The sequence below is a fragment of the Oryzomicrobium sp. genome (assembly GCF_036820405.1).
Taxonomy (GTDB): Bacteria; Pseudomonadota; Gammaproteobacteria; order Burkholderiales; family Rhodocyclaceae; genus Oryzomicrobium.
Map to the genome: position 1 here is coordinate 65535 of NZ_DAISLS010000009.1, position 25798 is coordinate 91332.

Consider the following 25798-nt stretch of genomic DNA (forward strand, 5'->3'; position numbering starts at 1 on the left):
GCCGATGCCGCAGGCTTTCCGTGCAATTCCGGGATGGCCGATACGAGCGATGCTCGTCGGCGGTGGAACAGCCAGTCAGTAAAAATTACTCTTTTTGCATAATGTTGCCGGTATATTGGCCCCACGGGCCTGCCGACGGAATGGCAGCGTGCCCTCGTCCGGCTGGCTTACCCTGCAAAAGGAGTTGTCATGAGCGCTTTTGCCGACCGTCGTTCCAGCGATGCCGAGTCCCACATGGCTCGGAGACTCCAAGCCGCCGGCCAGGCCGGGGATGCGCAGTTCGCCCCCTTTTCCCCGAAATCTCCCCAGGGCCTCGCCTTGCAAGCCAGGGCCGATGCCGGCGCCCAGGTCCGCCGCCTCGAACGGCTGGCCGTCGCGCAGCGCCAGGGGGCTGATGAGGAGGAGACGCTGCAACCCAAGGCGCTCCCGGCGCAACGGGTGGGCGAAGGCGACGAGGAAGTGCCTCTCCAGAGGCGCTTCACGGCCGAGGGGGCAGTCGGGGGCGAAGTACGCAGTTCCAGCCCCTTGAGCGAGGCGGCCAGCCCCAACCGTACCGGCTTGCCCGACCCCCTCAAGGCCGGCATCGAGGCCCTTTCCGGAATCTCCATGGGCGGCGTGCGGGTGCATTACAACTCCGACAAGCCCGCCCAGCTCAGCGCCCTGGCCTTTGCCCAAGGTTCCGACATCCATGTGGCGCCGGGGCAGGAAAGGCATCTGCCCCACGAGGCGTGGCACGTGGTGCAGCAGGCCCAGGGGCGGGTGAAGCCCACGTTCCAGATGAAGGGCGGGGCCCGTGTGAACGATGATCCGGGGCTGGAGCGGGAGGCGGATGCCATGGGCGACGCCGCGCTTGCCGCGGGCCTGCGGGTGGCGCAGCGGCTCGGGCCGGAAGCGGGGGAGCATCGGGCGATGACTCCCCGCGCCGGCTTGCCGGGCATGCTGAAGGCAATGTCGGTAGATGGGATACAACACGTCGCGCAGCGCGTGGTGATGCCTTGGCCCAACCCTCTCGTGCCCTTGGCCGGAAATACAGCAACCAAATTCAACGAACTAATCAATGCGATGACCGGGTTGCCCTTGGGCCCCGCCGCAGGTGTCGACGTGATGGTTCATGTCGATGACCAGCATGTGCCCAACCCGGCAGAGACTAGGCGGAGCAACCTGATCGGTGTTGACATCGAAATCACCCTCCGGAAGTGGTACCTGGACATCACCTCCGTCGGGGAAATCGTCGCCCTGGTGGCGCACGAGCTGGGCGTTCACGACCTAGCTGACACGATGATCTCGCGGCGGGCCAGGCGGCGCGAGCGGCGTCGCAATGCGGCGGGCACCGGCTTCCAGGTGAACGTCAATGGCCGGGTCCATGGCGTGGCTGGCTGGAACGCCCCCGTTGCCCACAACTGGGATGCCCAGGGCCGGCAGCGCGACCATGTCAATGTGGTGCGGGATGCCGGCGGCGTCGCGGGCAATGCCTCGGCGAGAACGCGGGCCTACGTGGACACCATGCTGAGCCTGGGGGACCAGATCAACGCCGTGCCTGCGGTCGGGCCCGCGGCGATTGCCGCGCGGCAACAGAAGTTGCGGGACCTGGTCCAGACCTTCCTCTTCGATTACGCGCGAATCCTGGTGACGGACGAAGGGGGCGCCTGGGCGACGTTCAGGGATGCCGGCTTTATCGCCGACGTCATGAACTGGTACGAGAACGTGCTCGTCGCCCGCCATGCCGCGGCCCATCCATGGCTGCCGTTTCTGGCCGGGAATGCCACGGGCTGGGGCCTGCGCGGCTGGCTGCTGGGCAAGCTGGCCGCCTATTTCGCCAACCGGGCCGGGACCATGGTGCGCCGGGCGGCGAATTGGGTCGGGCGGTCCGTCGCTGGGGCCTGGCGCTGGGCCTTCGGCTGACCCCATCGCCGCTGGCCGCCTGGCCCGGCAACCGGCCCAGGCTCAGGCGGCGCGATGCCGCAGCACCAGGCCGATGGCGAGCAACGCCACGCCGCCCAGGGCGACCCAGGTGGACTGGGCCCGGGCCGGGGATACGGCCGGGGCCTGGCCAGGGCCGCGCAGGATCAGCCGCCGGTTTGCCTGGACGACTTCCACGTGGCGCAGGAAATTCTGGCCGAGCAGGGCCATGGGCTGGCTGCCGGGCATGACGCCGACCGATAGGGGCAGGGGGCCGATGCCGCCGGCGGACACCTGCTGGCTCGCCACCATGCGGCCGGCCGCCGGCCCGGCAGCGGTCATGAAGGTGGCGCTGCGTCCGGGGCCGAGGTCCAGCTGGTCGGCCAGGGATTGGCTGACCGAGACGACGCTGGCGCCGCTGTCGATGAGAAAGCTGACCGGCCGGCCGTTGATCCGGCCGTCGATGTAGTGGTGCCCGTCCGGGGCGGCGGGAACGGTGATCTCGATCTGCCCGCCGGCCTGGCGCACGGCCGGGCTGCCCAGCCAGAGGAAGAAGGCGAAGAGCAGGGCGCCCAGGCCGAGGACGAAACACAGGGCCGCCAGGGTCGAGGTCCCGGGCGGCCTTCCTGCCCGTGCCCCAGTGTTTGGCGTGTGCGGCGTGTTGCGGGCCAGGGCGCCGCGCACCGTTTGCAGGCGCCGTTCCTTTTCCCCTTCGCTCAGGCGGAAGCGGTCTTGGCTGGCCTCTTGGAGGCGTTCCTGTCCCGCTGCTTTCCTGTCGTCGCTCGCCATGGCCGGCCGTACCCCGCGTGATGGTGGGCGGCCATGCTGGCATGAAAGCCGGCCGAGGGGAACCGGTTGGGGCGATGCTCGCGGCATCAGAACAGGGAAAGTTGCGAATCTTCCCCATTCGCCCGGCGGCGCTTGGCGGCGGAACGGGGCGGCACAGCAGCCTGGGGAGGCTGGGGCGGCGGGATGAAGCGGCTGCAATCCAGGGGCGGCGGGCTGGTGAAGCCGAGCCGCCTGCGGGCGAGGCGGAAGCGCTGCCCCATCAGCTCGGCGTAATGGCCCAGGCCGCGTAGGCGGTGGCCGAAGCGCGGGTCGTTGCGCCGGCCGCCGCGCATGTCGTAGAGCACCGCCATCACCCGGGCGGCCTTGCCCGGGGCATGGCGCGCCAGCCAGTCCTCGAACAGGGGCGCCACCTCATGGGGCAGGCGCAGCACGCCGTAGTGGGCCCAGGCGGCGCCGGCCTGGCGGGCCGCCTCCAGGCCCTTTTCCAGTTCGTGGTCGTTGAGCCCGGGGATCAGGGGGGCGAAGGACACCCCCACCGGTACGCCGGCTTCGGCCAGGGCGCGGATCGCCGCCAGGCGCCGCTGGGGCGAGGCGGCTCGGGGTTCGAGATGGCGCGCCAGTTCGGCCGATAGGCCGGTCAGGGAGACGGCGGCGGTCACCTGGTTTTCCGCCGCCAGGGCGGCGAGCAGGTCGATGTCCCGTTCGATCAGGGCGCTCTTGGTGATGAGGGACACCGGGTGGCGGCAGGCCAGCAGCACTTCCAGGATGCGCCGGGTCAGCCGGGTCTGGCGTTCCACCGGCTGGTAGGCGTCCGTATTGACCCCCAGGGCGATCGGCGCGCAGGCGTAGCCGGGCCGGGCCAGCTCGGCGGCGAGCAGCTCCGGGGCGTCCGGCTTGTGGAAAATCTGGGTCTCGAAGTCGAGGCCCGGCGAAAGCCCCAGGTAGTTGTGGCTGGGCCGGGCGTAGCAGTAGATGCAGCCGTGCTCGCAGCCCCGGTAGGGATTGATGGATCGGTCGAAGGGCAGGTCCGGCGACTCGTTGCGGGCAATCACGGTGCGGGCCGTGTCGATCAGCAGCCGGGTGCGCGGGTCGGGCAGCAGGGGCGCCTCGTCCGGCGCCTGCTCCCGGCCCACCCGATCGGCTTCCACCACCTCGTCCGGCCGGTCCCGCTGCCAGGCGTCGAAACGGCCGGCGACGTTGGCCGCGCTGCCCCGGCCCCGGGGGGCGGGGCGGGCCGGTGCCGCGGGGTCTTGGGCAGGCGGTGGCGGGGGACGGCGGTCGGGGCGATCCATGGAGGCAGTATAGAACCGGGCGGCCGGCGATGCCGGGGGGCTGCCCCGAGGCCGCCCGGCTCCGGTAGAATCGAACGTTTCCCCGCCGTTCGCGCCGCGCCGTTCTCGCTAAGAACGCGCTTTTTTCCGGGATCACCGCCATGTCGCTCCACTCCGCCGCCCTTGCCCACACCTCCGCCGGCAACGCGTCCAAGCCGGTCACCGACGATGTCCGCATCAAGGAGATCAAGGAACTGGTACCGCCGGCCCACGTGTTTCGCGAATACCCCCTGAGCAACCGGGCGGCCCAGATCACCTACCAGGCCCGCCAGGGCATCCACCGCATCCTGCACGGCGCCGACGACCGGCTGGTGGTGGTGGTCGGCCCCTGTTCGATCCACGACACCGACGCCGCCCTGGACTATGCCCGCCGCCTGGAACCCCTGGCCCGCCAGCACCAGGACGACCTCTTGGTGGTGATGCGCGTCTATTTCGAGAAGCCGCGCACCACCGTGGGTTGGAAGGGCCTGATCAACGATCCGCGCATGGACGGCAGCTTCCGCATCAACGAGGGCCTGCGCCTGGCGCGCAAGCTGCTGCTCGACGTCAATGAACTGGGCCTGCCCTGCGCCACCGAGTTCCTCGACACCATCACCCCGCAATACACCGCCGACCTGATCGCCTGGGGCGCCATCGGCGCCCGCACCACCGAATCCCAGGTGCACCGCGAGCTGGCCTCCGGCCTGTCGTGCCCGGTGGGCTTCAAGAACGGCACCGACGGCAACGTCCGGATCGCCGTGGACGCCATCCGCGCCGCCCAGAGCCCGCACCATTTCCTGTCGGTGACCAAGTCCGGCCACACCGCCATCGTCTCCACCCTGGGCAACGAGGACTGCCACGTCATCCTGCGTGGCGGCAAGGCGCCCAACTACGACGCCGCCAGCGTGGACGTGGCCTGCAAGGACATCGCCGCCGCCGGCATGGCTGCCCGGGTGATGGTCGATTTTTCCCACGGCAACAGCAGCAAGCAGTACAAGCGCCAGATGGACGTCAGCACCGACGTGGCCGCCCAGCTGGCCGGCGGCGAGGAGCGCATCATCGGCGTGATGGTCGAGTCGAACATCGTCGAGGGGCGCCAGGACCACGTGCCGGGCCAGGCCCTGACCTACGGCCAGAGCGTCACCGACGCCTGCGTCGGCTGGGACGACAGCGCCGCCATCCTGGAGCAGCTGGCCGCCGCCGTGCGCGCCCGCCGCCTGGTGGAGGCGAGCGCCTGATCTTGCCCCACGGGCTCCGCCGTCCGGCGTTTCGCCCGGCTGGCGGGGCGCAGTACCCCGTAGCACCCCGCATCGCACTGTATCCCGCAGTTTTTCCGTTCCCCGGCCCGGCCGGGAGCGGCGAGCGCGGACCGGACCGGCCGGACCTGCACCGCAGGCCGCCCCGGTCCGGTTTCGTTTATCCGAATCCCGTCCGAACCCGTTTCTGTCTTCCTCGCCCGTGACCACTCCATTCCGTACCGCCAACCCCCTGGCATCTCCGGCCGTCTGGCTGGGGCTGGTCCTGCTCTACGTATTCCGTGGCTTTTTGTCGTGGAAACTGCCGATCACCGGCGACGAAGCCTATTTCTACTGGTGGGGCGTGCGCCCGGACTGGGGCTTCTACGACCACCCGCCCATGGTCGGGTGGTGGATCGCCCTGCTGCTCAAGATTTCCCACGCGGAGTGGGCCATCCGCCTGCCGGCCTTGCTGCTGCCCATCCCGGTGGCGGCCTGCGCCTGGACCCTGGCCCGGCCGGCGGGGGAGGAGCGGGCCGGCTACGCCGCCCTGTTCACCCTGCTGATGCCGGCCTCGGTGGTGAACGTGCTGATCACCACCGATATCCCCCTGATCTTCTGGTCGGTGCTGTCGGTCACCGCTTACGTCACCGGCCTGCGCCGCCAATGCCTGGCGAGCCATGCCGCCGCCGGCCTGTTCCTTGCCCTGGCCTTCCTCTCCAAATACTTCGCCGTGCTGCTCGGGGTGGCTTACGTGATCCACACCGTGGCGGTGCGCCGCGACGAGAAGCGCTGGGCCGGCCTGTTCCTGCTGGTGCTGTTCGCCCTGCCCGGGCCGATCCTCAACATCTGGTACAACCAGGGCCACGGCTGGGCCAACGTGATGTTCAACGCCTTCAACCGCCACGAGGGCAATAATTCGGGCATCAGCTGGCAGCACCCGGTGACCTACGCGGTGACCCTGCTCTACGTGCTCACCCCCTTCCTGGTGGCCTTCCTGTGGCGCGACACCCGGGCGGTGCTGGAGGCCGGGCGGCGCGACGCCGGGGTGCGCGCCCTGTACTGGCTGGCCCTGATTCCCTTCGTCCTGTTCGGCCTGATGTCGGTGGGCAAGACCATCGGTCTGCACTGGCTGCTGTCCTTCGCCCCGCTGCTCGCCGTGGCCGCCGCCTGCGGCCTGCCCGACGGGCGCCTGCCCCGGCTGTCGCGCTGGCTGGCCGGTTTTGCCCTGGTGCATATGGTGGTGCTGGGGGTGGTGGTGGAGGCGCCGATCAGCTGGTGGAAGTCCACCAAGTGGTACGACGGGGTGGTGCTGACGGTGAAGTCCCAGGAACTGCTGGCCGAGCTCAAGCCCTACGAGGCCGACTACGTCTTCGCCAGCGATGGCTATTCCAACGCCGTGACCCTGGGCTACGACGCCCAGCGCTACTTCATCGTCTTCGGCCCGGGCTCGTCCCACGCCCGCCACGACGACATTTACACCGACTTCCGCGAGCTGGACGGCAAGAACATCCTCACCGTGCGCAAGTCCGAGCCCAACCTGGACGACTACCGCCCCTATTTCCGCCGCGTCGAGCTCAAGCAGTTCGATCTGGACGGGGTGACCTTCTATCTGGTGCTCGGCCAGGGCTTCCGCTACGAGCCCTACCGGGACACGGTGCTGCGCCAGGTCAAGGACCGCTGGTACCGGGTGCCGGCCTATCTGCCGATGAGCGCCTGCTACTTCGCCGACAAGTACTTCCCCGGCGAAACCTGCCGCTGACCGGGCGCCGACCATGTTCCGCCCCTACCTGCAACTGCTGCGCCCCCAGCAATGGGTGAAGAACGGCTTCGTCTTCGTCGGCGTGCTGTTCTCCCACAGCTGGGGCCAGCCGGACCTGCTGCGCGCCGCCCTGCTGGCCTTCGCCGCCTTCTCCCTGGCGGCGTCCAGCATCTACGTGGGCAACGACTACATGGACCGGGAGCAGGACCGGCTTCACCCGCGCAAGCGCCGCCGCCCCCTGGCCGCCGGCACTGTGCAGCCGGGCGCCGCCCTGGCCCTGGGGCTGGCCTGCGCCGTCGCCGGCCTGGCCCTGGCCGCCAGCGTGTCGGGCCCCCTGTTCCTGGTCATCGCCGCCTACCTGGGGCTCAACCTGGGCTATTCCCTGGGCTGGAAGCACGTGCCGGTGCTGGACGTGTCGATCATCGCCGCCGGCTTCATGCTGCGCATCCTGGCCGGCACCAAGGGCATCGGCATCGTGCCGTCCTACTGGCTGCTGCTGTGCGGGCTGATGGTCACCCTGTTCCTCGGCTTCGCCAAGCGCCGGGCCGAGTTGAACGCCCTGGAGGACGAGGCCGGCAGCCACCGCAAGGTGCTCAACGACTACGACACGGTGCTGCTCGACCAGCTCATCGCCATCTGCGCCGCCGCTACCATCGTCAGTTACAGCCTGTACACCGTCAGCGCCGAGACCGTGGCCCTGCACGGCACCCGCTACCTGGTCTACACGGTGCCTTTCGTGGTGTACGGCATCTTCCGCTACCTGTTCCTGCTGCACCGGCGCGGTGGCGGCGGCGACCCGACCACCGAGATCCTCGACCCCCACCTGCTGGTCACCGGCGCCCTGTGGCTGGCGGCGGTGGTCTGGCTGCTGGCGTGAATACGATTCCGGGCTGGCTATGCCGTTCGTCAGGGGTGACTGGCGGGCGACATGTCGAAAGGATAAAATCATGCCCTTTATATCCGGCCCGGCTGCACTCCTGATGCGATGAACGCCGTTCCCCAGCCCCCACCCTCCCCCGACGAGGTCCCCCTGGCCATCGCGCCGGTGGCCGACCCATTGCAGTCCCTGACCGTGCTGCTGGTGGAGGATGATCCGGTGATCCGCGCTTCCCTGGCCCTGCCGCTGGCCAAGCGGGTCGGCGCGGTGATCGAGGCCGGCAACGGGGAAGAGGGGCTGGCCCGCTTCCGCGAGCATCGCCCCCACGTGGTCATCACCGACTTGGTGATGCCCGGCCTGGACGGCCTGGCCCTGACCCGGGCGATCAAGGCCGAAAGCCCGGCCACGCCGGTGGTGATCGCCACCGGCCATTCCGAGGCCGACGCCCTGATCGCGGCCATCGAGATCGGCGTGGACCGCTACGTGTTGAAGCCGGTGCAGGTCGACTGCCTGCTCGGTGTGCTCGGCCCCCTGGCCTATACCGCCGCCCTCGAATCCCGCCAGAAACTGGCCGCCCAGGTGTTCGCCGCCAGCAGCGAGGCGATTCTCATCGCCGATGCCGACCTGACCGTGGTGGACGCCAACGACGCCTTCACCCGCATCAGCGGCTACGAGCGTAGCGAAGTCCTGGGCCTGCACGTGCTCGACCTGGACGGCGCCATCGAGGGCGAAGCCTTTCTCGAAGCCCTGTGGCGCACCGTGCGCGACACCGGCCACTGGCGCGGCGAACTGTGGAGCCGGCGCAAAAGTGGCGAACTGTATCCGGAATGGCGCAGCGTGGACGTGGTGCGCGACGCCGACGGTCGCATCAGCAACTACGTGGTGGCCTGGACCGACATCTCCGAGCGCAAGGAGGCCGAGGCCCGCATCCAGTACCTGGCCCACTACGACGCCCTGACCGACCTGCCCAACCGGGTGCTTTTCTCCGACCGCTTCGAGCAGGCCCTGATCCACGCCCGCCGCGCCGGCGAGACCGTGGGCGTGCTGTTCACGGACCTGGACCGCTTCAAGCTGGTGAACGATTCCCTGGGCCACAAGGTCGGCGACCAGGTGCTCCAGGAAGCGTCGCGGCGCCTCTTGTCCTGCGTGCGCGCCGAGGACACCGTGTCCCGCCTCGGCGGCGACGAGTTCGTCATCCTCCTGCCCGCCCTGCGCACGCCTCAGGACGCCGGCCGGGTGGCGGAAAAGGTGGTGGCCGCCTTGGCCCGCCCGTTCCGCCACAAGGGCGACGACCTGTCCATTTCCGCCAGCGTGGGCATCGCCTGCTTCCCCAACGACGGCGAACTGGCCGACACCCTGCTCACCCACGCCGACCTGGCCATGTACCGGGCCAAGAGCGTGGGGCGCAACAACTTCCAGTTCTTCAGCCCCGAGCTGGAGTCCGGCGCCCTGTCGCGCCTGTCCCTGGAGCATGACATGCGCCAGGGCCTGGAGCGGGGCGAATTCGAACTGCTCTACCAGCCCCAGGTGGACAACCCCACCGGCCGCCTGCTCGGCGTCGAGGCCCTGATTCGCTGGCACCACCCGGAGCGGGGCCTGCTGCTGCCCCGGGACTTCATCCCCCTGGCGGAGGAAAGCGGCTTCATCGTGCCCCTGTCCCTGTGGGTGCTGGCCGAGGCCGCCCGGCAAGTGTCCGTCTGGAGCGGCACCGGGCTGCCCCCGGTGCGGGTGTCGATCAACCTGTGCGCCGCCCAGCTCAAGCAGCCGGATTTTGCCGCCAACTTCGCCCGCATCCTGGCCGAGGCCGGCGTGTCCGGCGAATACTTCGAGCTGGAATTCACCGAGCAGGTGCTGATGCAGGACGGGGAACGCAACCTGCTGGTGCTCTCCGACCTGAAGAAGCTCGGCGTCGGCATCACCCTGGACGACTTCGGCGTCGGCTATTCCAACCTCAACGTGCTGCGCCGCCTGCCGGTGGACACCCTCAAGATCGACCGCTCCCTGGTCTCCGAGGTCACCGAGAACAAGGACGACGCGGTGATCGTGGACGCCATCATCTCCATGGCCCAGCGCATGGACCTGAAGGTGGTGGCCGAAGGGGTGGAAACCGCCGACCAGGCCGGTTTCTTTCGCGACCGGGCCTGCCAGGAAATCCAGGGCCACTTCTTCAGCAAGCCCCTGGCCGCCGCCGACCTGCCGGGCTACCTGAACAGCCTGCCCGGCGTACTGGCCCAAGTCGCCGGCTGAACCGGCCCGGCGCCGGCGTGGTTCGCGCCGAGGCCGTACCAATTGCAGCGGTACTGCCGACGTCGTCGGCTTTCTAGGCGCCCTGGCGGGCGCCTGCTGCTTTCTCCCCTTCTGTTCTTCCGTTCCCCTTACTGCGCCTGGTCCGCCGCGGCCTCCGGCGCCGCGCTGCCTTGCTGGCGCGGTGCGGCCGCTTGTTCGCGCCGTTCCATCTCGGCCAGGAAGTCCCGGGCGACCGGGTTGTTCCCGGCGTCGGCGGCCAGGGTCCGAAGCACCTGGGGCATCCATTTCGGGCGCAGCTCCTCCCGGGCCGTGGCGTAGTCCAGGGTGTCCATGCGGTTGCCGTCGCGGATCACGTAGCGCCTGCCGAAGAGGGGAAAGAAGCGCTCGCCGGTGCTGAAGATCTTGTGCTCCGGCTTGTCCGGGCAATTTTCCGCGGTGAGGATCAGGGCGTAGCCCACGGGCTTGTCCGGCGCCGGGGGCTGGACCACGCCGGTGATGGGCTGCACCTCTTCCCAGTCCCGGGCGAACTCGACCATCACCCCGTCGTAGAGGCAGTGGTCGGCCCACAGCGGCGCCTGCTGCTTCATTCGCACCGCGTAGACCCGCACGCCCTCCTGGAACGGGATGTCGCTGGTGGCATTGGCGACGATGGTCAGGCTCTGGGCGGCGACGGTGGCGCCGAGGTACAGGACGTTGAGGAGTTCGAACAAGGCGGTTTCCTGGGGTGGGCAATTGCCCCCATTCCGGCCGTGCGCGGGAATGGCGGTGCGGGAGTGGCAGGGAGGCAGGGGGGAGGGCGGGCGCAGTGCCGATCCGAACACTTCCCCATGCCCCCACGGCGGCGGCGCATTGTACAAACCCCGCGCCCCTATTGGGTTTCCGGATAGGGGGCGTGGAATGCCGCGCCACGCGCCGATCTCCGGCCAGGGGTGCCGGAATGCGGGATTGGCGCCGCTTTGCGGGGAGTTGCCCTGAGTGTCGGGAAAGCGGGAAGGCTTGGGGATGGCGCCGCCGGACGGCGGAGCGCCCCGCTGGTCATGCCGCGCCTCGGCCAGAAGAGACAGAGGCGGCGCCGGCACTCAATGTCCGGCGCAGGCAACGGTGAGGCGGGAAGCAGGAAGCAGGAAGGAAAGCGGGAGGCGGGAGGCGGGACGCGGAAGTATTCGATCGGGGCCCACATGACCTCCATCCAGGGGCACAGCGGGCGTTTCCCGGCGACGCCTCGGGCAGGGAAAATCGGGCGCCGTGCCGCCAGCGAACGGCGCCCAGGGCGCGTCAGCCCTGATGCCCCCGGTTGTGGCGCCACAGCACGTCGCTGCCGCCGGCCTCCTTGTTCAGGCTGCGGCCGAGGATGAAGAGCAGGTCGGAGAGACGGTTCAGGTACTGGCGGGCCTGGTCGGACACCGCTTCGTGGTGGGCCAGGCGGACCACGCTGCGCTCGGCGCGGCGGCACACGGTGCGGGCCAGGTGGGCGTGGGCGGCGGCGAGGGTGCCGCCGGGCAGGATGAATTCCTTGAGCGGGGTGAGGCTGGCGTTGAACTCCTCGGCCCAGGCTTCGAGCTGGGCCACCTGCTCGGTCTTCACGGCGGTGGCGCCGGGGATGCACAGCTCGCCGCCCAGGTCGAACAGGTCGTGCTGGACCACCGACAGCACTTCTTGCACCCGGGCCTCGATGGCGGCGGGCAGGGCGCTGGCGCGCAGCACGCCAACCAGGGAATTGAGCTCGTCCACCTCGCCCAGGGCGTCGATGCGCGGGCTGTCCTTGTCCACCCGGGAGCCATCGCCCAGGCCGGTGGTACCGGCATCGCCGGTGCGGGTGACGATTTTCGAAAGACGGTTGCCCATGATCTAATCCTGACCTTCGTTGATGGTTGACGAAAACACTCGGGATTATAGCGACTCGCGCCGCCCGGTGCCGCCCGCGGCTGTTGCCGTGCCGGCCGGGGGCGGCGCGGCCGCCCGCTCAGACCACGCCAGCCGCCATGCTCAAGTTCGCCGCCAACCTGACCTTCCTGTTCGCCGACCGGCCCTTTCTCGACCGTTTCGCCGCTGCCGCCCAAGCGGGTTTCGCCGGGGTCGAGTACCTGTTCCCCTACGACGTCGCCGCCGAGGAAATCCGCGCCCGGCTGACGGCCCACGATCTCACCCAGGCCCTCTTCAACCTGCCCGCCGGCGACTGGGCCGGCGGCGAGCGGGGCCTGGCGGCCCTGCCCGGGCGGGAGGCGGATTTTCGCGCCGGCCTGGACCTGGCCCGGCGCTACGCCGCAGTCCTCGGCTGTACTCGGCTCCACGCCATGGCCGGCATTCCTCCGGCCGGCGCCGATCCGGCGGCGGTGCGCGCCACCTACCTGGCCAACATCCGCCACGCCGCCCGCGTCCTGGCGGCGGACGGCATCACCCTGATGATCGAGCCGATCAACAGCCGCATCGACATGCCCGGCTACTGGCTCGACTCGCCCCGGGCCGCCTTCGCCCTGCTCGATTCGATCGGCGAGGCCAACGTCCGCGTCCAGTACGACCTGTACCACGCCCAGATCATGGAGGGCAACCTGGCCCGCACGCTGGAATATGGCCTGGCCCGCACCCTGGAATACGGCCTGGCCGGCGCCGCGCCGCGCATCGGCCACCTGCAAGTGGCCGACAACCCGGGCCGGGGCGAGCCGGGCAGCGGCGAGATCGCCTACCCCTTCCTCTTCGCCACCCTGGAGCGCCTCGGCTACGACGGCTGGATCGGCTGCGAATACAAGCCGGCTGCCAGCACCGAGGCCGGCCTGGGCTGGTTCGCCCCCTACCGCCGTCGGGATCGCCCGTTGCCGACAGCGTAACGGGGAGGGTGCCGCATCCGTGCCTTGCCCGCTGCATGGTAAAAGCAAGGCGAACCACCAAGGCACCAAGGGGCACCACGCTTCACCAAGGCAAAGCGATGTCGCCGTGTCGTTGCGTGGTGCCCCTTGGTGTCCTTGGTGCTTTGGTGGTCCGCTTTCCCGCATCATTCCAATGAATTCCCCGCACCTTCCGCCCTCCAACCGGATGCCTCCCGGCGCCGCCACCGACCCGATTTCCCGGAGCCTTGCCATGACCTCTCCCCGCGACCTGCTGCGCGAGCTGTTCGACGCCGCCGTGGCCGCCGCCGACCCGGCGGTGGTGCTGCCGCCCTTCCTCGATCGCTTCCTGCCCGATCCCACCGCCCTGGCCCACGCCTCGGGGCGGCTGGTGGTGGTGGGCGCGGGCAAGGCCGCCGCCGCCATGGCCGCCGCCGTCGAAGCCTGGGCGGAAAAGCACTGGCACGGCGATCTGTCCGGCCTCTCCGGCATGGTGGTGACCCGCTACGGCCACGGTGCGCCGACCCGCCGCATCCGCGTGGTGGAAGCCGCCCACCCGGTGCCGGACGCCGCCGGCGAAGCCGCCGCCGCCGAGATGCTGGCCCTGGTGCGGACCCTCACCCCGAACGACCGGCTGCTGGTGCTCCTTTCCGGCGGCGGTTCGGCCCTGCTGGCGGCGCCCCTGCCGGGCATCGACCTGGCCACCAAGCGGGCCCTCACCAAGGAACTGCTCGCCTGCGGCGCCGCCATCGACGAGATCAACTGCGTGCGCAAGCACCTTTCGGCGGTCAAGGGCGGCCGGCTGGCCGCCGCATCGCTGGCACCGGGGCTGACCCTGGCCATTTCCGACGTGGTCGGCGACGACCCCTCGGTGATCGCCTCCGGCCCCACGGTGCCGGACCCTTCCACCTGCGCCGATGCCCTGGCCATCCTGTGCCGCTACGAGATCGACGTGCCCGACGCGGTGCGCGCCCTGCTCGAATCCGGCGAGGGCGAGTCGGAGTCAGTCAAGCCCGGCGACCCCCGCCTGGCCCGCCACGACTACCACCTGGTGGCGGCGCCCATGCTGAGTCTGCACGCCGCCGCCAACGTGGCCCGGGCCGCCGGGGTCACGCCACTGATCCTGGGCGACGCCATTGCCGGCGAATCCCGGGAGGTGGCCCGGGCCTTCGCCGGCTTGGCCGTCTCCAGCCGCCTGCACGGCCTGCCGGTGCAGCCGCCCTGCGTGCTGCTGTCCGGCGGCGAGACCACCGTCACCCTCAAGAATCCCAACGGACGGGGCGGGCGCAACACCGAGTTCCTGCTCGGCCTGGCCATCGCCCTGCAAGGCGCCGAGGGCATCTGGGCCCTGGCCGGCGATACGGACGGCATCGACGGTTCCGAGGACAACGCCGGCGCCGTCGTCACCCCGGACACCCTGGCCCGTGCCCGGGACCGGGGCGTGGACGCCCTGGTCAAGCAGGACGAAAACGACGCCTGGGGCTTCTTCCACGAAACCGGCGACCTGCTCGTCACCGGCCCGACCCGTACCAACGTCAACGACTTCCGCGCCATCCTGGTGCTCTGACCTGGGCTGGCCGGGGCGCGCCTGAAGGCGTCTGGACGTATCAGGGAATGCCTAGACGCGCTCGGACTGATCTGGCCTCGACGCGTCACGGCCGGCGGGCGGCATCGGCCGTGCCGGCCGGGCCATGTATTAATAAAATTAATACATCGGGCCGATGAAAAAACGAAGGTCCGCGCCAGTATTGGACCTTGGCGATCTTGCTGCTGCAATACATGAAGAAAATTCAAGTATCGCCAGCGGCGTCCCGGTGCGCGGCCACCTGCTGCGGCCGCTCGCTTTGCGTTACCTCAAACGCTACGGCGGCACCTGAATTATCATGATTTCCTAATGTAATGATTTTCCCGGCCCGGCCGGGACGAGGTGGAGCATGGACTGGTGGGGATTGCTGGAAACCCTGGGCGAGCGCCCGGTGGCCGTGGCCGGGGGCGCCTGCATCGGGGTGCTGTTCGGCGCTCTGGCCCAGCGGTCCCGCTTCTGCCTGCGCGCCGCCACCGTGGCGGTGGCCCGGGGCGAATGGCTGGCGCCAGGCAGCGAGGGCGCGCGCCGGGTGGCGGTGTGGCTGCTCACCTTCGCCACCGCCGTGGTGGCCGCTCAGGCCCTGATCCTGGCCGGCTGGCTCGACGTATCCGGCGCGCGCCAGCTGGCCGCCCGGGGCAGCCTGTCCGGCGCCCTGATCGGCGGGCTGCTGTTCGGCGCCGGCATGATCCTGGCCCGGGGCTGCGCCAGCCGCCAGCTGGTGGTGGCCGCCACCGGCAACCTGCGCGCCCTGCTCACCGGCCTGGTCTTCGCCGTGGCCGCCCAGGCCTCCCTGTCCGGCCTCCTGGCTCCCCTGCGCAACGCCCTGGCCGGCTGGTGGACCGTGGACGGCGGCGCCCGGGACCTGCTCGCCCTGGCCTCCCTGGGCCACGGCGGCGGCCTGGCGGTGGGGCTGTTGTGGCTGGGCACCGCCGGGGTGGCGCTACGCCGCGCCCGGCTGTCCGTGCCGATGAGCCTGGCGGCGGTGGGGGTGGGGGCGGTGGTGGCCGCCGCCTGGTGGTTCACCGCCACCCTGGCCGGCCAGAGCTTCGAACCCCTGCCGGTGCAGAGCCTGTCGTTCACCGGCCCCTCGGCGGACATGCTGATGCAGGTGCTGGCCCCCCTGACCAAGCCCCTGGGCTTCGACACCGGGCTGGTGCCCGGGGTGGTGCTGGGCGCCTTCCTGGCCGCCTGGCGCGGCGGCGAACTCAAGCTCGAAGGCTTCCAGGGCGGCGAGATGATGCGCCGCTACATCGCCGGGGCGGTGCTGATGGGCTTCGGCGGCATGCTCGCCGGCGGCTGCGCCGTGGGGGCGGGCATCTCCGGCGCGGCCATCTTCGCCCTCACGTCCTGGCTCACCCTGGTGGCCATGTGGCTCGGCGCGGTGTTGGCCGACTACTGGATCGACCAGCCCCGGGGGCGCCTGGCGCCCCAGGCCGGCTGAGCCGGCGCCGCTCATGATGTAGATCCGCACCCCAGCAGTCGGGTTACTGCGGTTGCGCCGGTCCCCGGTGGGCCCGCGGGGCGGCTGGGGCTGCCCATCCGTGGCCGGGCGCGGGGCTTGGCTCTGGCCTTTTTGGTGTTTACGTAATCGTAAGTACGTGCTGAAATGAGCAACTTGTCAGACAAGTTGCTCATCCATGGCCGTCGCCGTTCCCGATCCCCTTTCCGCTCCCGAATCCGCCGGCACCCGCCGCTCCGAGGCGGTGCACCTGGCCCTGGCCGGGCGCATCCGTAGCGGCGACCTGGCCCCCGGGGCCCGTCTGCCCACCGAGAAGGACCTGTGCGCCGAGTTCGGTGTCTCCCGTCCCATGGTGCGGGAGGCCGTGGCCCGCCTGAAGGCCGACGGGCTGGTGATTTCCCGCCAGGGGGCCGGCGTGTTCGTGGCCGACACCCCGAGCCGGCTGGCCTTCGACGTGCCCGCCGACCAGGACCGGCGTGGCGCCCGGGAGCGTCTTGCCCACATCTTCGAATTGCGCACCCTGGTGGAGATCGGCGTCGCCGAGCTGGCCGCCCGGCGGCGGCGCCCCAAGGACCTGAAGGCCATGGCCGCCGCCCTGGGGCGCATGGCCGGCGCGGTGGCGGCCCACGGCGACGGGGGGCGGGACGACGACGCCTTCCACGGTGCGGTGGCCGCCGCCACCGGCAACCCCATGATGCGCGACCTGGTGGGCTTCCTGTCCAAACAGTTCTCCGAATCCCGGCGCCTCTCCTGGGCCCCGGAACAGCATGCCCTGGGCCGCACCCAGGCCTTGCAGGACGAGCACCGGGCCATCTATGACGCCATCGCCACCGGCGACCCGGCGGCGGCCCGGGCGGCCAGTTTCCAGCACCTGTCGGCCACCGCCGCCCGCCTCGACATCGCCCTGGGCGAGGACATCGCCAGCGACCTGGCCGCGGCGTGCCTGCGCCAGGAGTCCGGACCATGACGCCGCTTGCCGGAGCCAGGCCCGCTTGAATCCATGACGACACGAATCCGGAGGAGACATCCATGAGCCACGACAACGCGCCGCCCCCGCTGCGGCCGGCCCCCGACTACGCCGGCGCCGACCGGGACTTCGCCCGGGACGCGGTGGCCCGCGCCGCCCTGTTCGCCCGCCTGGGCGCCGCCCTGCCCGAGGGCAGCCTGATGGTGGAGGCCGAGGATCTGCGCCCCTACGAGTGCGACGGCTTGTCGGCCTACCGCCAGGTGCCCATGGCGGTGGCCCTGCCCGCCGACGAAGCCCAGGTGGCGGCGGTGCTGGCGATCTGCCACGAGCTGGAGGTGCCGGTGGTAGCCCGGGGCGCCGGCACCGGCCTGTCCGGCGGCGCCTTGCCCCACGCCCACGGCGTGGTGCTGTCCCTGGCGCGCATGAAGCAGATCCTGTCCATGGATGCCACATCCCGCACCGCCGTGGTCCAGCCCGGGGTGCGCAATCTGGCCATCTCGGAGGCCGCCGCCAGCCTGGGGCTGTACTACGCCCCGGACCCGTCGTCCCAGATCGCCTGCACCATCGGCGGCAACGTGGCCGAGAACTCCGGCGGGGTGCACTGCCTCAAGTACGGCCTGACGGTGCACAACGTGCTCAAGGTGCGCGGTGTGACCATCAGCGGCGAGGTCGTCGAATTCGGCTCGGCGGCCCTGGACGCCCCGGGCTACGACCTGCTGGCCCTGATGATCGGCTCCGAGGGCATGCTGGCGGTGGTCACCGAGGTCACCGTGCGCCTCACCCCCAAGCCCCAGCTGGCCCAGGTGGTGATGGCTTCCTTCGACGACGTGAACAAGGCCGGCGACGCGGTGGCGGCGATCATCGCCGCCGGCATCATCCCGGCCGGCCTGGAAATGATGGACAAGCCCGCCACCCTGGCGGTGGAACCCTTCGTCCAAGCCGGCTACGACCTGGAGGCCGAGGCCATCCTGCTGTGCGAATCCGACGGCACCCCGGAAGAGGTGGCCGAGGAGATCGCCCGGGTCAAGGCCGTGCTCGACCGCTGCGGCGCCCGGGCCATGGCCGTGTCGCGCAGCGAGGAGGAACGGCTCAAGTTCTGGGCCGGGCGCAAGGCCGCCTTTCCCGCCGTGGGGCGCATTTCCCCCGACTACTACTGCATGGACGGCACCATTCCGAGGAAGCGCCTGGCCGAGATGCTCACCGCCATCGCCGCCCTGTCGCAGAAATACGGCCTGCGCTGCGCCAACGTCTTCCACGCCGGCGACGGCAACCTGCACCCCCTGATCATGTTCGACGCCAACGAGCCGGGGGAGCTGGAGCGGGCCGAGGCCTTCGGCGCCGAAATTCTGGAGAAGTCGGTGGAATTCGGCGGCTCGATCACCGGCGAGCACGGGGTGGGGGCCGAGAAGATCAACCAGATGTGCGTCCAGTTCAACCGCGACGAGCGGGACTTCTTCTTCGCCGTGAAGCGGGCCTTCGACAAGCGCGGCCTGCTCAACCCGGGCAAGGCCATCCCGACCCTGCACCGCTGCGCCGAGTACGGCCGCATGCGCGTCTCCTTCGGCCAGATGCCCTTCCCCGACCTGCCGCGCTTCTGATGCCGCCGACCGACCCGATTCCGGACACGACCATGACCATTACCGCTACCCCCGCTACTCCATCCGCGCCCCCGTCCGCGGCCTACGACGCCATCCTCGAAGGCTTCGCCGCCCGCATCCGCCAGGCCGCCGAGGCGGGCACGCCGTTGCGCATCGAAGGCGGCGGCAGCAAGAACTTCTACGGCGGCCCGCTGCACGGCGAGGTGTTGTCCACCGCCGCCTACCGCGGCGTGATCGCCTACGAACCCACCGAGCTGGTGATCACCGCCCGGGCCGGCACGCCCCTGGCCGAGATCGAGACGGTGCTGGCGGAACGGCAGCAGATGCTGGCCTTCGAGCCGCCGCGCTTTTCGCCCACCTCCACCATCGGCGGCGTGGTCGCCGCCGGCCTGTCCGGGCCGCGCCGCCTCCAGGCCGGCGCGGTGCGCGACTTCGTGCTCGGCACCCGCATCATCGACGGCCAGGGGCGCATCCTCACCTTCGGCGGCCAGGTGATGAAGAACGTGGCCGGCTACGACGTCTCCCGGGTGATGGCCGGCAGCCTGGGCACCCTGGGGCTGATCGCCGAGGTGTCCCTGAAGGTGCTGCCGGTGCCGGTGGCCGAGGCCACCCTGCGCTTTGCCTGCGACCCGGCCGAGGGCATCGTTCGGGTCAATCGCTGGGGCGGCCAGCCCCTGCCCATCTCGGCCACCGCCTGGCACGGCGGCGCCCTGTGGGTGCGCCTCTCCGGCGCCGAGGCGGCGGTGGCCGCCGCCCGGGCCGTGCTCGGCGGCGAGGCGGTGGACGACGGGGCCGGGCGCGCCCTGTGGCAGGCCCTGCGCGATCAGACTCACGCCTTCTTCGCGTCGGCCGGCGCAGCGGGAACCCCCCTGTGGCGCCTGTCGGTGCCCTCCACGGCCCAGCCCCTGGACCTGCCCGGGGAAACCCTGGTGGAGTGGGGCGGAGCCCTGCGCTGGCTGGCCGCCGATCTGCCCGCCGACAAGGTGCGTGCCGCCGTCCTGGCCGCCGGGGGCCACGCCACCCTGTACCGGGCCGGCGACGAGGCCAAGGTCCGCGCCGGCGGGGCCTTCCAGCCCCTGTCCCCGGCCATGGCGGCGCTCAACCGCAACCTCAAGCGCGAGTTCGACCCCAAGGGCGTCTTCGGCCCGGGGCGCCTCTACCCCGACTTCTAAGCCCGCGCCCGACGACCCGAACGCCCTGACGAGACATCCGCCATGCAGACCCAACTCGCCGATTTCATCCGCGACACCCCGGAAGGCCGGGAGGCCGACACCATCCTGCGCAAGTGCGTGCACTGCGGCTTTTGCACCGCCACCTGCCCCACCTACCAACTCCTCGGCGATGAGCTGGACGGGCCCCGGGGGCGCATCTACCTGATCAAGCAGGTGCTCGAAGGCCAGGAGGTGACGGAAAAGACCCGCCTGCACCTGGACCGCTGCCTGACCTGCCGTTCCTGCGAAACCACCTGCCCCTCCGGGGTCCAGTACCACCGGCTGCTCGACATCGGCCGCGGCGTGGTCGAAGCCCGGGTGCCGCGCCCCGCCGGCCAGCGCCTGCTCTACCGGGCGCTGCGCACCGTGCTGCCCAACCGGGCGGCCTTCGAGGCGGTGCTCAAGGCCGGCCGGCTGGCCCGGCCCTTCCTGCCCGTGGCCCTGGCCGAGAAGCTGCGCCCCCCGGCACCGGCCAAGGCCCGCCCGGCGCCGGAGTGCCATGCCCGCCGGGTGATCCTGCTCGAAGGCTGCGTCCAGCCCGGCCTGGCCCCCAACATCAACGCCGCCGCTGCCCGGGTGCTCGACCGGGTGGGTATCGCCATCGTCCGCGAGGGCGAGAAGAAGGCCGGTTGCTGCGGCGCCTTGCGCTACCACCTGAACGACCAGGACAGCGGCCTGGACGACATGCGCGCCAACATCGACGCCTGGTGGCCGGCGGTGGAGGCCGGCGCCGAGGCCATTCTGGTGACGGCCTCGGCCTGTAGCGCCCAGGTCAAGGAATACGGCCACCTGCTGCGCCACGACCCGGCCTACGCCGAGCGGGCCGCCCGGGTCAGCGCCCTGGCCCGGGACGTGGCCGAAGTGGTGGCCGGCGAGGAGGCGGCCATTGCCGCCGCCCTGGCCAAGGCGCACGGCGGGGACGCGGGGAGCGCTGCCGCGGCCCCGGCCAGAGTGGCCTTCCATTCCCCCTGCACCCTCCAGCACGGGCAGAAGATTCGCGGCGTGGTGGAACGGCTGCTCGCCGCCGCCGGTTACGCGCTCACCCCGGTGGCCGACGGCCACCTGTGCTGCGGTTCCGCCGGCACCTATTCCCTGACCCAACCGGAACTGTCCCTCCAGCTGCGCAGCAACAAGTTGGCGGCCCTGGAGGCGGGCAATCCGGGAGCGATCGTCACCGCCAACATCGGCTGCCTCAACCATCTGGCGGCCGGCACCGCCACCCCGGTGCGGCACTGGATCGAACTGCTCGACGAGCGCCTGGGCGAGGTATGACCGGCGCAGGCTGACGGCCGGGAAGGCGGCGGTACGCCCCGGCTGCCCGGGAAAACATGCCGGGCGGAATCCGGGGGGTGGCCGGAAAGCCAATACTGGCGCGGAGTTTCGCCCCGGGGCGGGGTAGGGGGAAGCGGGCGGGAAGCGGGGGAGGGGCGGCGGTGAAGCGTGCTATGCTAGTCAGAAATCGGTCACAAACCTTCTTCCTTCCTCCGCCTTCCTCTCCTTCGCGCCGACCATGCCCTTGCAGTTAGACGTCTGCGTCTCCCAGCACATCGGCGACCGCCACGAGCAACAGGACCGGGTGGCCCTGGTGCCCCATCCGCGCCTGCGCGGGGTGGTCCTGGCGGTGGTGGCCGACGGCATGGGCGGGCACGAGGGCGGCGCCCTGGCCGCCGAGCAGGTGGTGCACACCGCCCGCCAGTGCCTGGAGGGCTACGCCCCCAGCGAAGAGACGCCCGAGGAATTGCTGCGCACCATCCTCGACGAGGCCCACACCCTGATCCGGGCCGGCCGCTTCATCAACGAGAAGGACCCCCACAGCACCGGGGTGCTGCTGCTGCTCGAACCGACCCGGGCCACCTGGGCCCATTGCGGCGATTCCCGCCTCTACTGGTTCAGCGGCAGCGAGCTGCGCCAGCGCACCGACGACCATTCCTACGTGGGCCGGCTGGTGCGGGACGGCACCATCAGCGAGGAAGAAGCCTCCTTCCACCCCAACCGCAACGTGCTGCTCACCGCCCTGGGGGGCCGCGAGGCGCCCATGGTGGACGTGGGCAGCTGCGAGTCCCTGGCGGCGGGGGACGCCTTCCTGATCTGTTCCGACGGCCTGTGGGGCTACTTCGGCGAGGCCGAGATGGGCGGCATCATCGCTGCCCAGTCGGCCCGGGACGCGGCGGGCGAGTTGATGCGCCGGGCGCGCAGCCGCGGCCGTGGCGAGGGCGACAACCTGTCCCTGGCCCTGGTGCGGCTGGAGGAAATGCCCGCCGTCAAGCCCGTGCCGCCGCCGGTGCGCCGGCCGCTGGGCAATGCGCCGGTCACCCCGGCCTGAGCGGGCCGGCGGGCGGGGCGGTCACTAGGCGAGACAAGTGGGACAAGCAGGACAGCGGCGGGCCGCGCCATAGAAAAAGCCGGGAGGCATGCTCCCGGCTTTTTTGTTGGCAGTGGGTCGGGCGCCGAAGCGCTGATGGTGCCTGCCGGTGTCAATGGAGCGTCGTCTGGCGTCCCGCCGGGGCGTGTTCCTGGGGAGAATCGGCCGGCGGGCGGAACGCCTCGACCCAGGCGGGAAATTCTTCGGCGGGCATCGGCCGGGCGATGAAGTAGCCCTGGGCGTAGTCGCAGCCCAGCCGGGCCAGCTGGTCCCAGCTTTCCCGCGTTTCGATGCCTTCGGCCACGGCCTTGCGGCCCAGGTCGTGGACCATGTCGATGGTGGACCGGACGATGCAGGCGCAGTCCTTGCTGTCCATGCCGCGCACGAAGGACTGGTCGATCTTGATGTAGTCCACCGGCAGTTTCTGCAAGTAGGCGAGGGACGAATAGCCGGTGCCGAAGTCGTCGATGTACAGGGGAATGCCGGTGTCGCGCAGGCCGTGCAGTACCCGCAGGGCGAACTCGGCGTCCTCCATCACCGTGCTCTCGGTGAGCTCCATCTCGAACAGGCCCGGGGCCACGCCCAAGTCGGCCTGGAGACGGCGTATCCGTTCCAGCAGGTTGTCGTCGCGCAGGTTGCGGGCCGACAGGTTGACCGCGATGGGCAGGGCGCAACCCTGGCCCTGCCAGTCCCGCAGCAGCAGCATGGCGGTTTCGATCACCCATTCGGTCAGGGGGCGGATCAGGCCCGTGTTCTCGGCCAGCCCGATGAATTCTCCCGGGGGGATCAGGCCGCGCTGGGCATGTTGCCAGCGCACCAGCCCCTCGGCGCCGCTGATCCGGCCGGTGGTCATGTCCACCTTGGGGTGCAGGTAAAGGCGCAGGTCGCCGCCCTCGATGGCGCGTCGCAGCTCGCTGGCGATGGTGAGGCGGCGGGAGCGCTCGGGCGAGGGTTCGGGGATGAATACCCGGTGGGGGGCGCCATCCTTCTTGGCCTGGTGCACCGCGATGTCCATGTTGCGGTACAGGTCGTGGGTGCTGGTTCCGTGCTCCGGGTAGAGGACGATGCCGATCTGGGTGGTGATCTCCAGCCCGATGTCGGCGATGCGGAAGGGGCGGGCCAGGGCCTCTTCCAGGCGCAACACCATGGCCAGGGCTTCCCCGGCGCCGGCGTCGGGGAGCAGGGCGGAAAATTCGTCGCCGCGCAGGCGAGCCACGGTGTTGGGCTGGGGGACCGCGGTCCGCAGCCGGCTGGCGAATTCGCACAGCAGCTGGTCGCCCTGGGCGAAGCCGAGGGCGTCGTTGATCTCGCTTAGCCGCTCGATGTTGGCCTGGAACATGGCGAAGGGGCGTTGCAGGCGCTGGCCGGTGTCCAGGGCGGCATTGAGGGCTTCGGAAAAGTGGGTTTCGTTGGGCAGGCCGGTGAGAGTGTCGTAGTGGCTCAGGCGATGCACCGTCTCCTGGTTCTGCTGCTGCTCCACCCGCGCCCGCAGGGTGGCGATGCCGAAGGCCAGGTCGTCGGCCGACTCGCCGAGCAGCTGGATTTCGTCCGGGCCGAAGGCATCCACTTCGGTGTCGTAGATGGCCAGGGCGCCGATCACCTGGTGGCCGACCCGCAGGGGGCAGGCCAGGGTCGAGGCATAGCGGCTGAGGTGCTCCTGCCAGGGGGCATAGCCCGGATCGGCGGGGATGTTGCCCACGTGCCGGGACGTGCCGCTGCGCACGGCGGTGGCGACGGCGCCGTGACCATAGTCGTCGTCGGCCCAGGTGCTGCCGAGGCCGTCCAGGGCGGTCAGGCCGCCGGGGTAGCCGCTCTGGGCCATGGGGAGCAGGGATTTGGCCATGTCGTCGAGGCAGTACCAGACCACCGCCGTGTCGTAGCCGCCGGCATCGACGATGGCGGCGCACATGCTGTCGAGCAGGGCCTGCTCGTCGGTAGCCCGCAGCATGGCCCGGTTGCCGGCGCTCAGGGTGCGCAGGGCCCGGCTCACGTGTTCCAGCTGGTGCACGTGGCGGGCCAGTTCGGTGTTCAGGTCCTGGATCACGGCTTCGGCCTGCTTGCGCTCGGTGATGTCGGTGCCGAGCACGTAATAGCCGACCACCTGCCCCTGGGCGTCGCGCTGGGGAGCGTAGTTGATCACCTGCCAGATGCCCGGGAAGGGCTCCCAGTCGTAGGTCTGGGAGTGGCCCTGGAGGGCCAGTTCGATGCGGGGGGCGGCCGTGGCGTAGCGCTCCCCGAGGATGTCGCGCACCGTGCGGCCGGTGATGTCGGTGTGCTCGGGGGCAAAGTTCTGCCGGTACTGGTTGTTTACATAGACGTAGCGCTGCTGGGTGTCGACGAAGGCGATCAGGGCGGGGACGTTGTTGATCACGTTGCGCAGCCGGTCCTCGCTTTCGTTGAGCTGTTCGGTGCGCTCGCGCACCCGCTGTTCGAGCAGCACGTTCTGCTCCTGGATCATGAACTGGGCCCGGCGTTCCGTGGTTTCATCGCGGAACACCAGCACCACGCCGTGGATTTTGCCGTCCCCGTCCCGGATCGGGGCGGCGCTGTCGGCGATGGGGCATTCCCGGCCGTCCCGGGCGATCAGGGCGGTGTGGCTGGCCAGCCCTCGCACCTCGCCGCTGGCCAGCACCTGGATCACCGGTATCTCGGCGGGCTCCCGGGTCCGTTCGTGGATGATGCGGAAGACCTCCTCCACCTTGCGCCCAAGGGCCTCGGCCAGGCGCCAGCCGGTGAGCCGTTCGGCAACCGGATTCATGCGCGTGATGCGGCCTTGCGCGTCGGTGGCCAGGACCGCATCGCCGATCGAATGCAGGGTTGTGGCCAGGCTCTGCTCGCTCTCGGCCAAGGCCTGCCGCTGGCTCTCAGCAAGCTGGAGCTGAAGGCGGATCAGCATGTAGCTGCCGGCCAGCAGGATGAAAAGGGCGATGGCGGTGAGGGCGCCGATGGTGGTCAGGAAGGTGCCGGTACGCAGGCGGGTCGCGTCGCGCTGGGCGAGGAGCCGATTTTCCTCGTCCGCCATGGCGGCGATGAGCTGGTACATGCGCTCCCGGGTTTCCTTCAGGGGCGCCTGGGCCGCGTAGGTGTTGGCGGCTTCGGTGTCGTCCCGCTGGCGCAGGATTTCGATCTGCCGGGAAATCGCCAGGCGCTGCTCCACCACTTCGTTCAGGGCGCGCCAGCGTTCCTGCTGGAGGGGGTTGTCGGCCGTTCCCCGGTGAATCTGCTCCAGGGCCTCCTTGCGCTTGGCGATGGCGTCGTTGCGTTCGGCCAGATGGAGCGGATTGCCGGTGATCCGGAAATTCTGGGTGCTGAGTTCGATGGCCAGGGATTCGGCCCGGATTTCCGCCAGGGCACTGCGGATTTCCTGGGTGTGTTCCACCCAGCGCACGGCATCGCGGGCGTCGTAGGCGAGTTTCCAGTCCGCCAGACACAGGGCGGCGACGACCAGGGTCGCCGCGCTGAAGGCGGTCAACACCTTGGCATGAAAGCTGGTACGTGGAGTCACGACAGGGTTTCCGGAGGCTGGTATGCGAACGATGCCGGTTTGGCTCGGGATTTCCTTTGCTCGATCCGATGCCGATGCCTCATGGCATTGGCGTTGTCGTTTTGTGTTAACCCATTGTCAGGCAGTAAGTTCTGCCCGAAGTTCTTTATTTTTTATGTCATTAAGATGGC

At 70.3% G+C, this 25798-nt stretch carries 18 protein-coding genes; 13 read left to right on the top strand and 5 right to left on the bottom strand.

Features of this window, described 5'->3' with window-relative positions; all coding sequences use genetic code 11:
- Positions 1–189 precede the first annotated feature (189 nt).
- Positions 190–1902, top strand: coding sequence for an eCIS core domain-containing protein (locus tag V7Z98_RS09980; RefSeq protein ID WP_334157843.1), 1713 nt, complete (start codon positions 190–192; stop codon positions 1900–1902).
- 42 nt (positions 1903–1944) lie between these two features.
- On the opposite strand, the gene V7Z98_RS09985 is transcribed toward V7Z98_RS09980, so the two are convergent.
- Both V7Z98_RS09985 and V7Z98_RS09990 read right to left on the bottom strand, forming a co-directional pair.
- Positions 1945–2688, bottom strand: a complete 744-nt coding sequence (locus V7Z98_RS09985) for a retropepsin-like aspartic protease family protein (protein ID WP_334157844.1) — start codon at positions 2686–2688, stop codon at positions 1945–1947.
- An 86-nt stretch (positions 2689–2774) separates the two neighbouring features.
- On the bottom strand, positions 2775–3980 hold the full coding sequence (locus tag V7Z98_RS09990) for a PA0069 family radical SAM protein (protein WP_334157845.1): 1206 nt from the start codon (positions 3978–3980) through the stop codon (positions 2775–2777).
- A 140-nt stretch (positions 3981–4120) separates the two neighbouring features.
- Between V7Z98_RS09990 and aroG the strand changes: the two genes are divergently transcribed.
- From aroG to V7Z98_RS10010, 4 genes are all read left to right on the top strand, one after another.
- Positions 4121–5236 (top strand): 3-deoxy-7-phosphoheptulonate synthase AroG, encoded by a 1116-nt coding sequence (gene aroG, locus V7Z98_RS09995; RefSeq protein WP_334157846.1) that lies wholly within the window; start codon positions 4121–4123, stop codon positions 5234–5236.
- Between the two features lie 220 nt (positions 5237–5456).
- Positions 5457–6995 (top strand): ArnT family glycosyltransferase, encoded by a 1539-nt coding sequence (locus V7Z98_RS10000; protein ID WP_334157847.1) that lies wholly within the window; start codon positions 5457–5459, stop codon positions 6993–6995.
- A gap of 13 nt (positions 6996–7008) precedes the next feature.
- On the top strand, positions 7009–7872 hold the full coding sequence (locus V7Z98_RS10005; RefSeq protein ID WP_334157848.1) for a decaprenyl-phosphate phosphoribosyltransferase: 864 nt from the start codon (positions 7009–7011) through the stop codon (positions 7870–7872).
- Positions 7873–7980: 108 nt separating this feature from the next.
- Positions 7981–10119 carry a putative bifunctional diguanylate cyclase/phosphodiesterase gene (locus V7Z98_RS10010; protein ID WP_334157849.1) on the top strand — a complete coding sequence of 713 codons (2139 nt, stop codon included), beginning with the start codon at positions 7981–7983 and terminating at the stop codon, positions 10117–10119.
- A 128-nt stretch (positions 10120–10247) separates the two neighbouring features.
- Here V7Z98_RS10010 and V7Z98_RS10015 read toward each other — a convergent pair whose 3' ends face one another.
- Both V7Z98_RS10015 and V7Z98_RS10020 read right to left on the bottom strand, forming a co-directional pair.
- A complete protein-coding gene (locus V7Z98_RS10015; protein WP_334157850.1) occupies positions 10248–10829 on the bottom strand; it encodes a hypothetical protein in 582 nt (193 codons plus the stop codon).
- A gap of 565 nt (positions 10830–11394) precedes the next feature.
- Complete coding sequence (locus tag V7Z98_RS10020) at positions 11395–11964, bottom strand: cob(I)yrinic acid a,c-diamide adenosyltransferase (RefSeq protein ID WP_293265460.1); 570 nt, start codon at positions 11962–11964, stop codon at positions 11395–11397.
- 137 nt (positions 11965–12101) lie between these two features.
- Here V7Z98_RS10020 and otnI point away from each other — a divergent pair, with 137 nt between their 5' ends.
- The 8 genes from otnI to V7Z98_RS10060 all read left to right on the top strand — a co-directional run bounded on the left by otnI (position 12102) and on the right by V7Z98_RS10060 (position 22084).
- A complete protein-coding gene (gene otnI, locus V7Z98_RS10025) occupies positions 12102–12944 on the top strand; it encodes a 2-oxo-tetronate isomerase (RefSeq protein ID WP_334157851.1) in 843 nt (280 codons plus the stop codon).
- A 250-nt stretch (positions 12945–13194) separates the two neighbouring features.
- Positions 13195–14508: a glycerate kinase type-2 family protein gene (locus V7Z98_RS10030; RefSeq protein ID WP_334157852.1), complete on the top strand. Its 1314-nt coding sequence runs from the start codon at positions 13195–13197 to the stop codon at positions 14506–14508.
- A gap of 367 nt (positions 14509–14875) precedes the next feature.
- Complete coding sequence (locus V7Z98_RS10035; protein ID WP_293265466.1) at positions 14876–15967, top strand: YeeE/YedE family protein; 1092 nt, start codon at positions 14876–14878, stop codon at positions 15965–15967.
- A gap of 196 nt (positions 15968–16163) precedes the next feature.
- On the top strand, positions 16164–16952 hold the full coding sequence (locus tag V7Z98_RS10040; RefSeq protein WP_334157853.1) for a FadR/GntR family transcriptional regulator: 789 nt from the start codon (positions 16164–16166) through the stop codon (positions 16950–16952).
- 62 nt (positions 16953–17014) lie between these two features.
- Positions 17015–18550, top strand: coding sequence for an FAD-linked oxidase C-terminal domain-containing protein (locus V7Z98_RS10045; protein ID WP_334157854.1), 1536 nt, complete (start codon positions 17015–17017; stop codon positions 18548–18550).
- Between the two features lie 32 nt (positions 18551–18582).
- Entirely contained in the window at positions 18583–19722 is a 1140-nt protein-coding gene (gene glcE, locus V7Z98_RS10050) for a glycolate oxidase subunit GlcE (RefSeq protein ID WP_334157855.1), read from the top strand.
- 42 nt (positions 19723–19764) lie between these two features.
- Positions 19765–21033 carry a glycolate oxidase subunit GlcF gene (glcF, locus tag V7Z98_RS10055; RefSeq protein WP_334157856.1) on the top strand — a complete coding sequence of 423 codons (1269 nt, stop codon included), beginning with the start codon at positions 19765–19767 and terminating at the stop codon, positions 21031–21033.
- A gap of 238 nt (positions 21034–21271) precedes the next feature.
- A complete protein-coding gene (locus V7Z98_RS10060; protein WP_293265476.1) occupies positions 21272–22084 on the top strand; it encodes a PP2C family protein-serine/threonine phosphatase in 813 nt (270 codons plus the stop codon).
- Between the two features lie 151 nt (positions 22085–22235).
- Here V7Z98_RS10060 and V7Z98_RS10065 read toward each other — a convergent pair whose 3' ends face one another.
- Entirely contained in the window at positions 22236–25628 is a 3393-nt protein-coding gene (locus V7Z98_RS10065; RefSeq protein ID WP_334157857.1) for an EAL domain-containing protein, read from the bottom strand.
- Positions 25629–25798: the final 170 nt, after the last annotated feature.

What these genes read in the sequence shown, in the direction of transcription:
- V7Z98_RS09980 (WP_334157843.1), top strand. Translation starts at nt 190, where the DNA reads ATGAGCGCTTTTGCCGACCGTCGTTCCAGCGATGCCGAGTCCCACATG.
- V7Z98_RS09985 (WP_334157844.1), bottom strand. Translation starts at nt 2,688, where the DNA reads ATGGCGAGCGACGACAGGAAAGCAGCGGGACAGGAACGCCTCCAAGAG.
- V7Z98_RS09990 (WP_334157845.1), bottom strand. Translation starts at nt 3,980, where the DNA reads ATGGATCGCCCCGACCGCCGTCCCCCGCCACCGCCTGCCCAAGACCCC.
- aroG (WP_334157846.1), top strand. Translation starts at nt 4,121, where the DNA reads ATGTCGCTCCACTCCGCCGCCCTTGCCCACACCTCCGCCGGCAACGCG.
- V7Z98_RS10005 (WP_334157848.1), top strand. Translation starts at nt 7,009, where the DNA reads ATGTTCCGCCCCTACCTGCAACTGCTGCGCCCCCAGCAATGGGTGAAG.
- V7Z98_RS10010 (WP_334157849.1), top strand. Translation starts at nt 7,981, where the DNA reads ATGAACGCCGTTCCCCAGCCCCCACCCTCCCCCGACGAGGTCCCCCTG.
- V7Z98_RS10020 (WP_293265460.1), bottom strand. Translation starts at nt 11,964, where the DNA reads ATGGGCAACCGTCTTTCGAAAATCGTCACCCGCACCGGCGATGCCGGT.
- otnI (WP_334157851.1), top strand. Translation starts at nt 12,102, where the DNA reads ATGCTCAAGTTCGCCGCCAACCTGACCTTCCTGTTCGCCGACCGGCCC.
- V7Z98_RS10030 (WP_334157852.1), top strand. Translation starts at nt 13,195, where the DNA reads ATGACCTCTCCCCGCGACCTGCTGCGCGAGCTGTTCGACGCCGCCGTG.
- V7Z98_RS10035 (WP_293265466.1), top strand. Translation starts at nt 14,876, where the DNA reads ATGGACTGGTGGGGATTGCTGGAAACCCTGGGCGAGCGCCCGGTGGCC.
- V7Z98_RS10040 (WP_334157853.1), top strand. Translation starts at nt 16,164, where the DNA reads ATGGCCGTCGCCGTTCCCGATCCCCTTTCCGCTCCCGAATCCGCCGGC.
- V7Z98_RS10045 (WP_334157854.1), top strand. Translation starts at nt 17,015, where the DNA reads ATGAGCCACGACAACGCGCCGCCCCCGCTGCGGCCGGCCCCCGACTAC.
- glcE (WP_334157855.1), top strand. Translation starts at nt 18,583, where the DNA reads ATGACCATTACCGCTACCCCCGCTACTCCATCCGCGCCCCCGTCCGCG.
- glcF (WP_334157856.1), top strand. Translation starts at nt 19,765, where the DNA reads ATGCAGACCCAACTCGCCGATTTCATCCGCGACACCCCGGAAGGCCGG.
- V7Z98_RS10060 (WP_293265476.1), top strand. Translation starts at nt 21,272, where the DNA reads ATGCCCTTGCAGTTAGACGTCTGCGTCTCCCAGCACATCGGCGACCGC.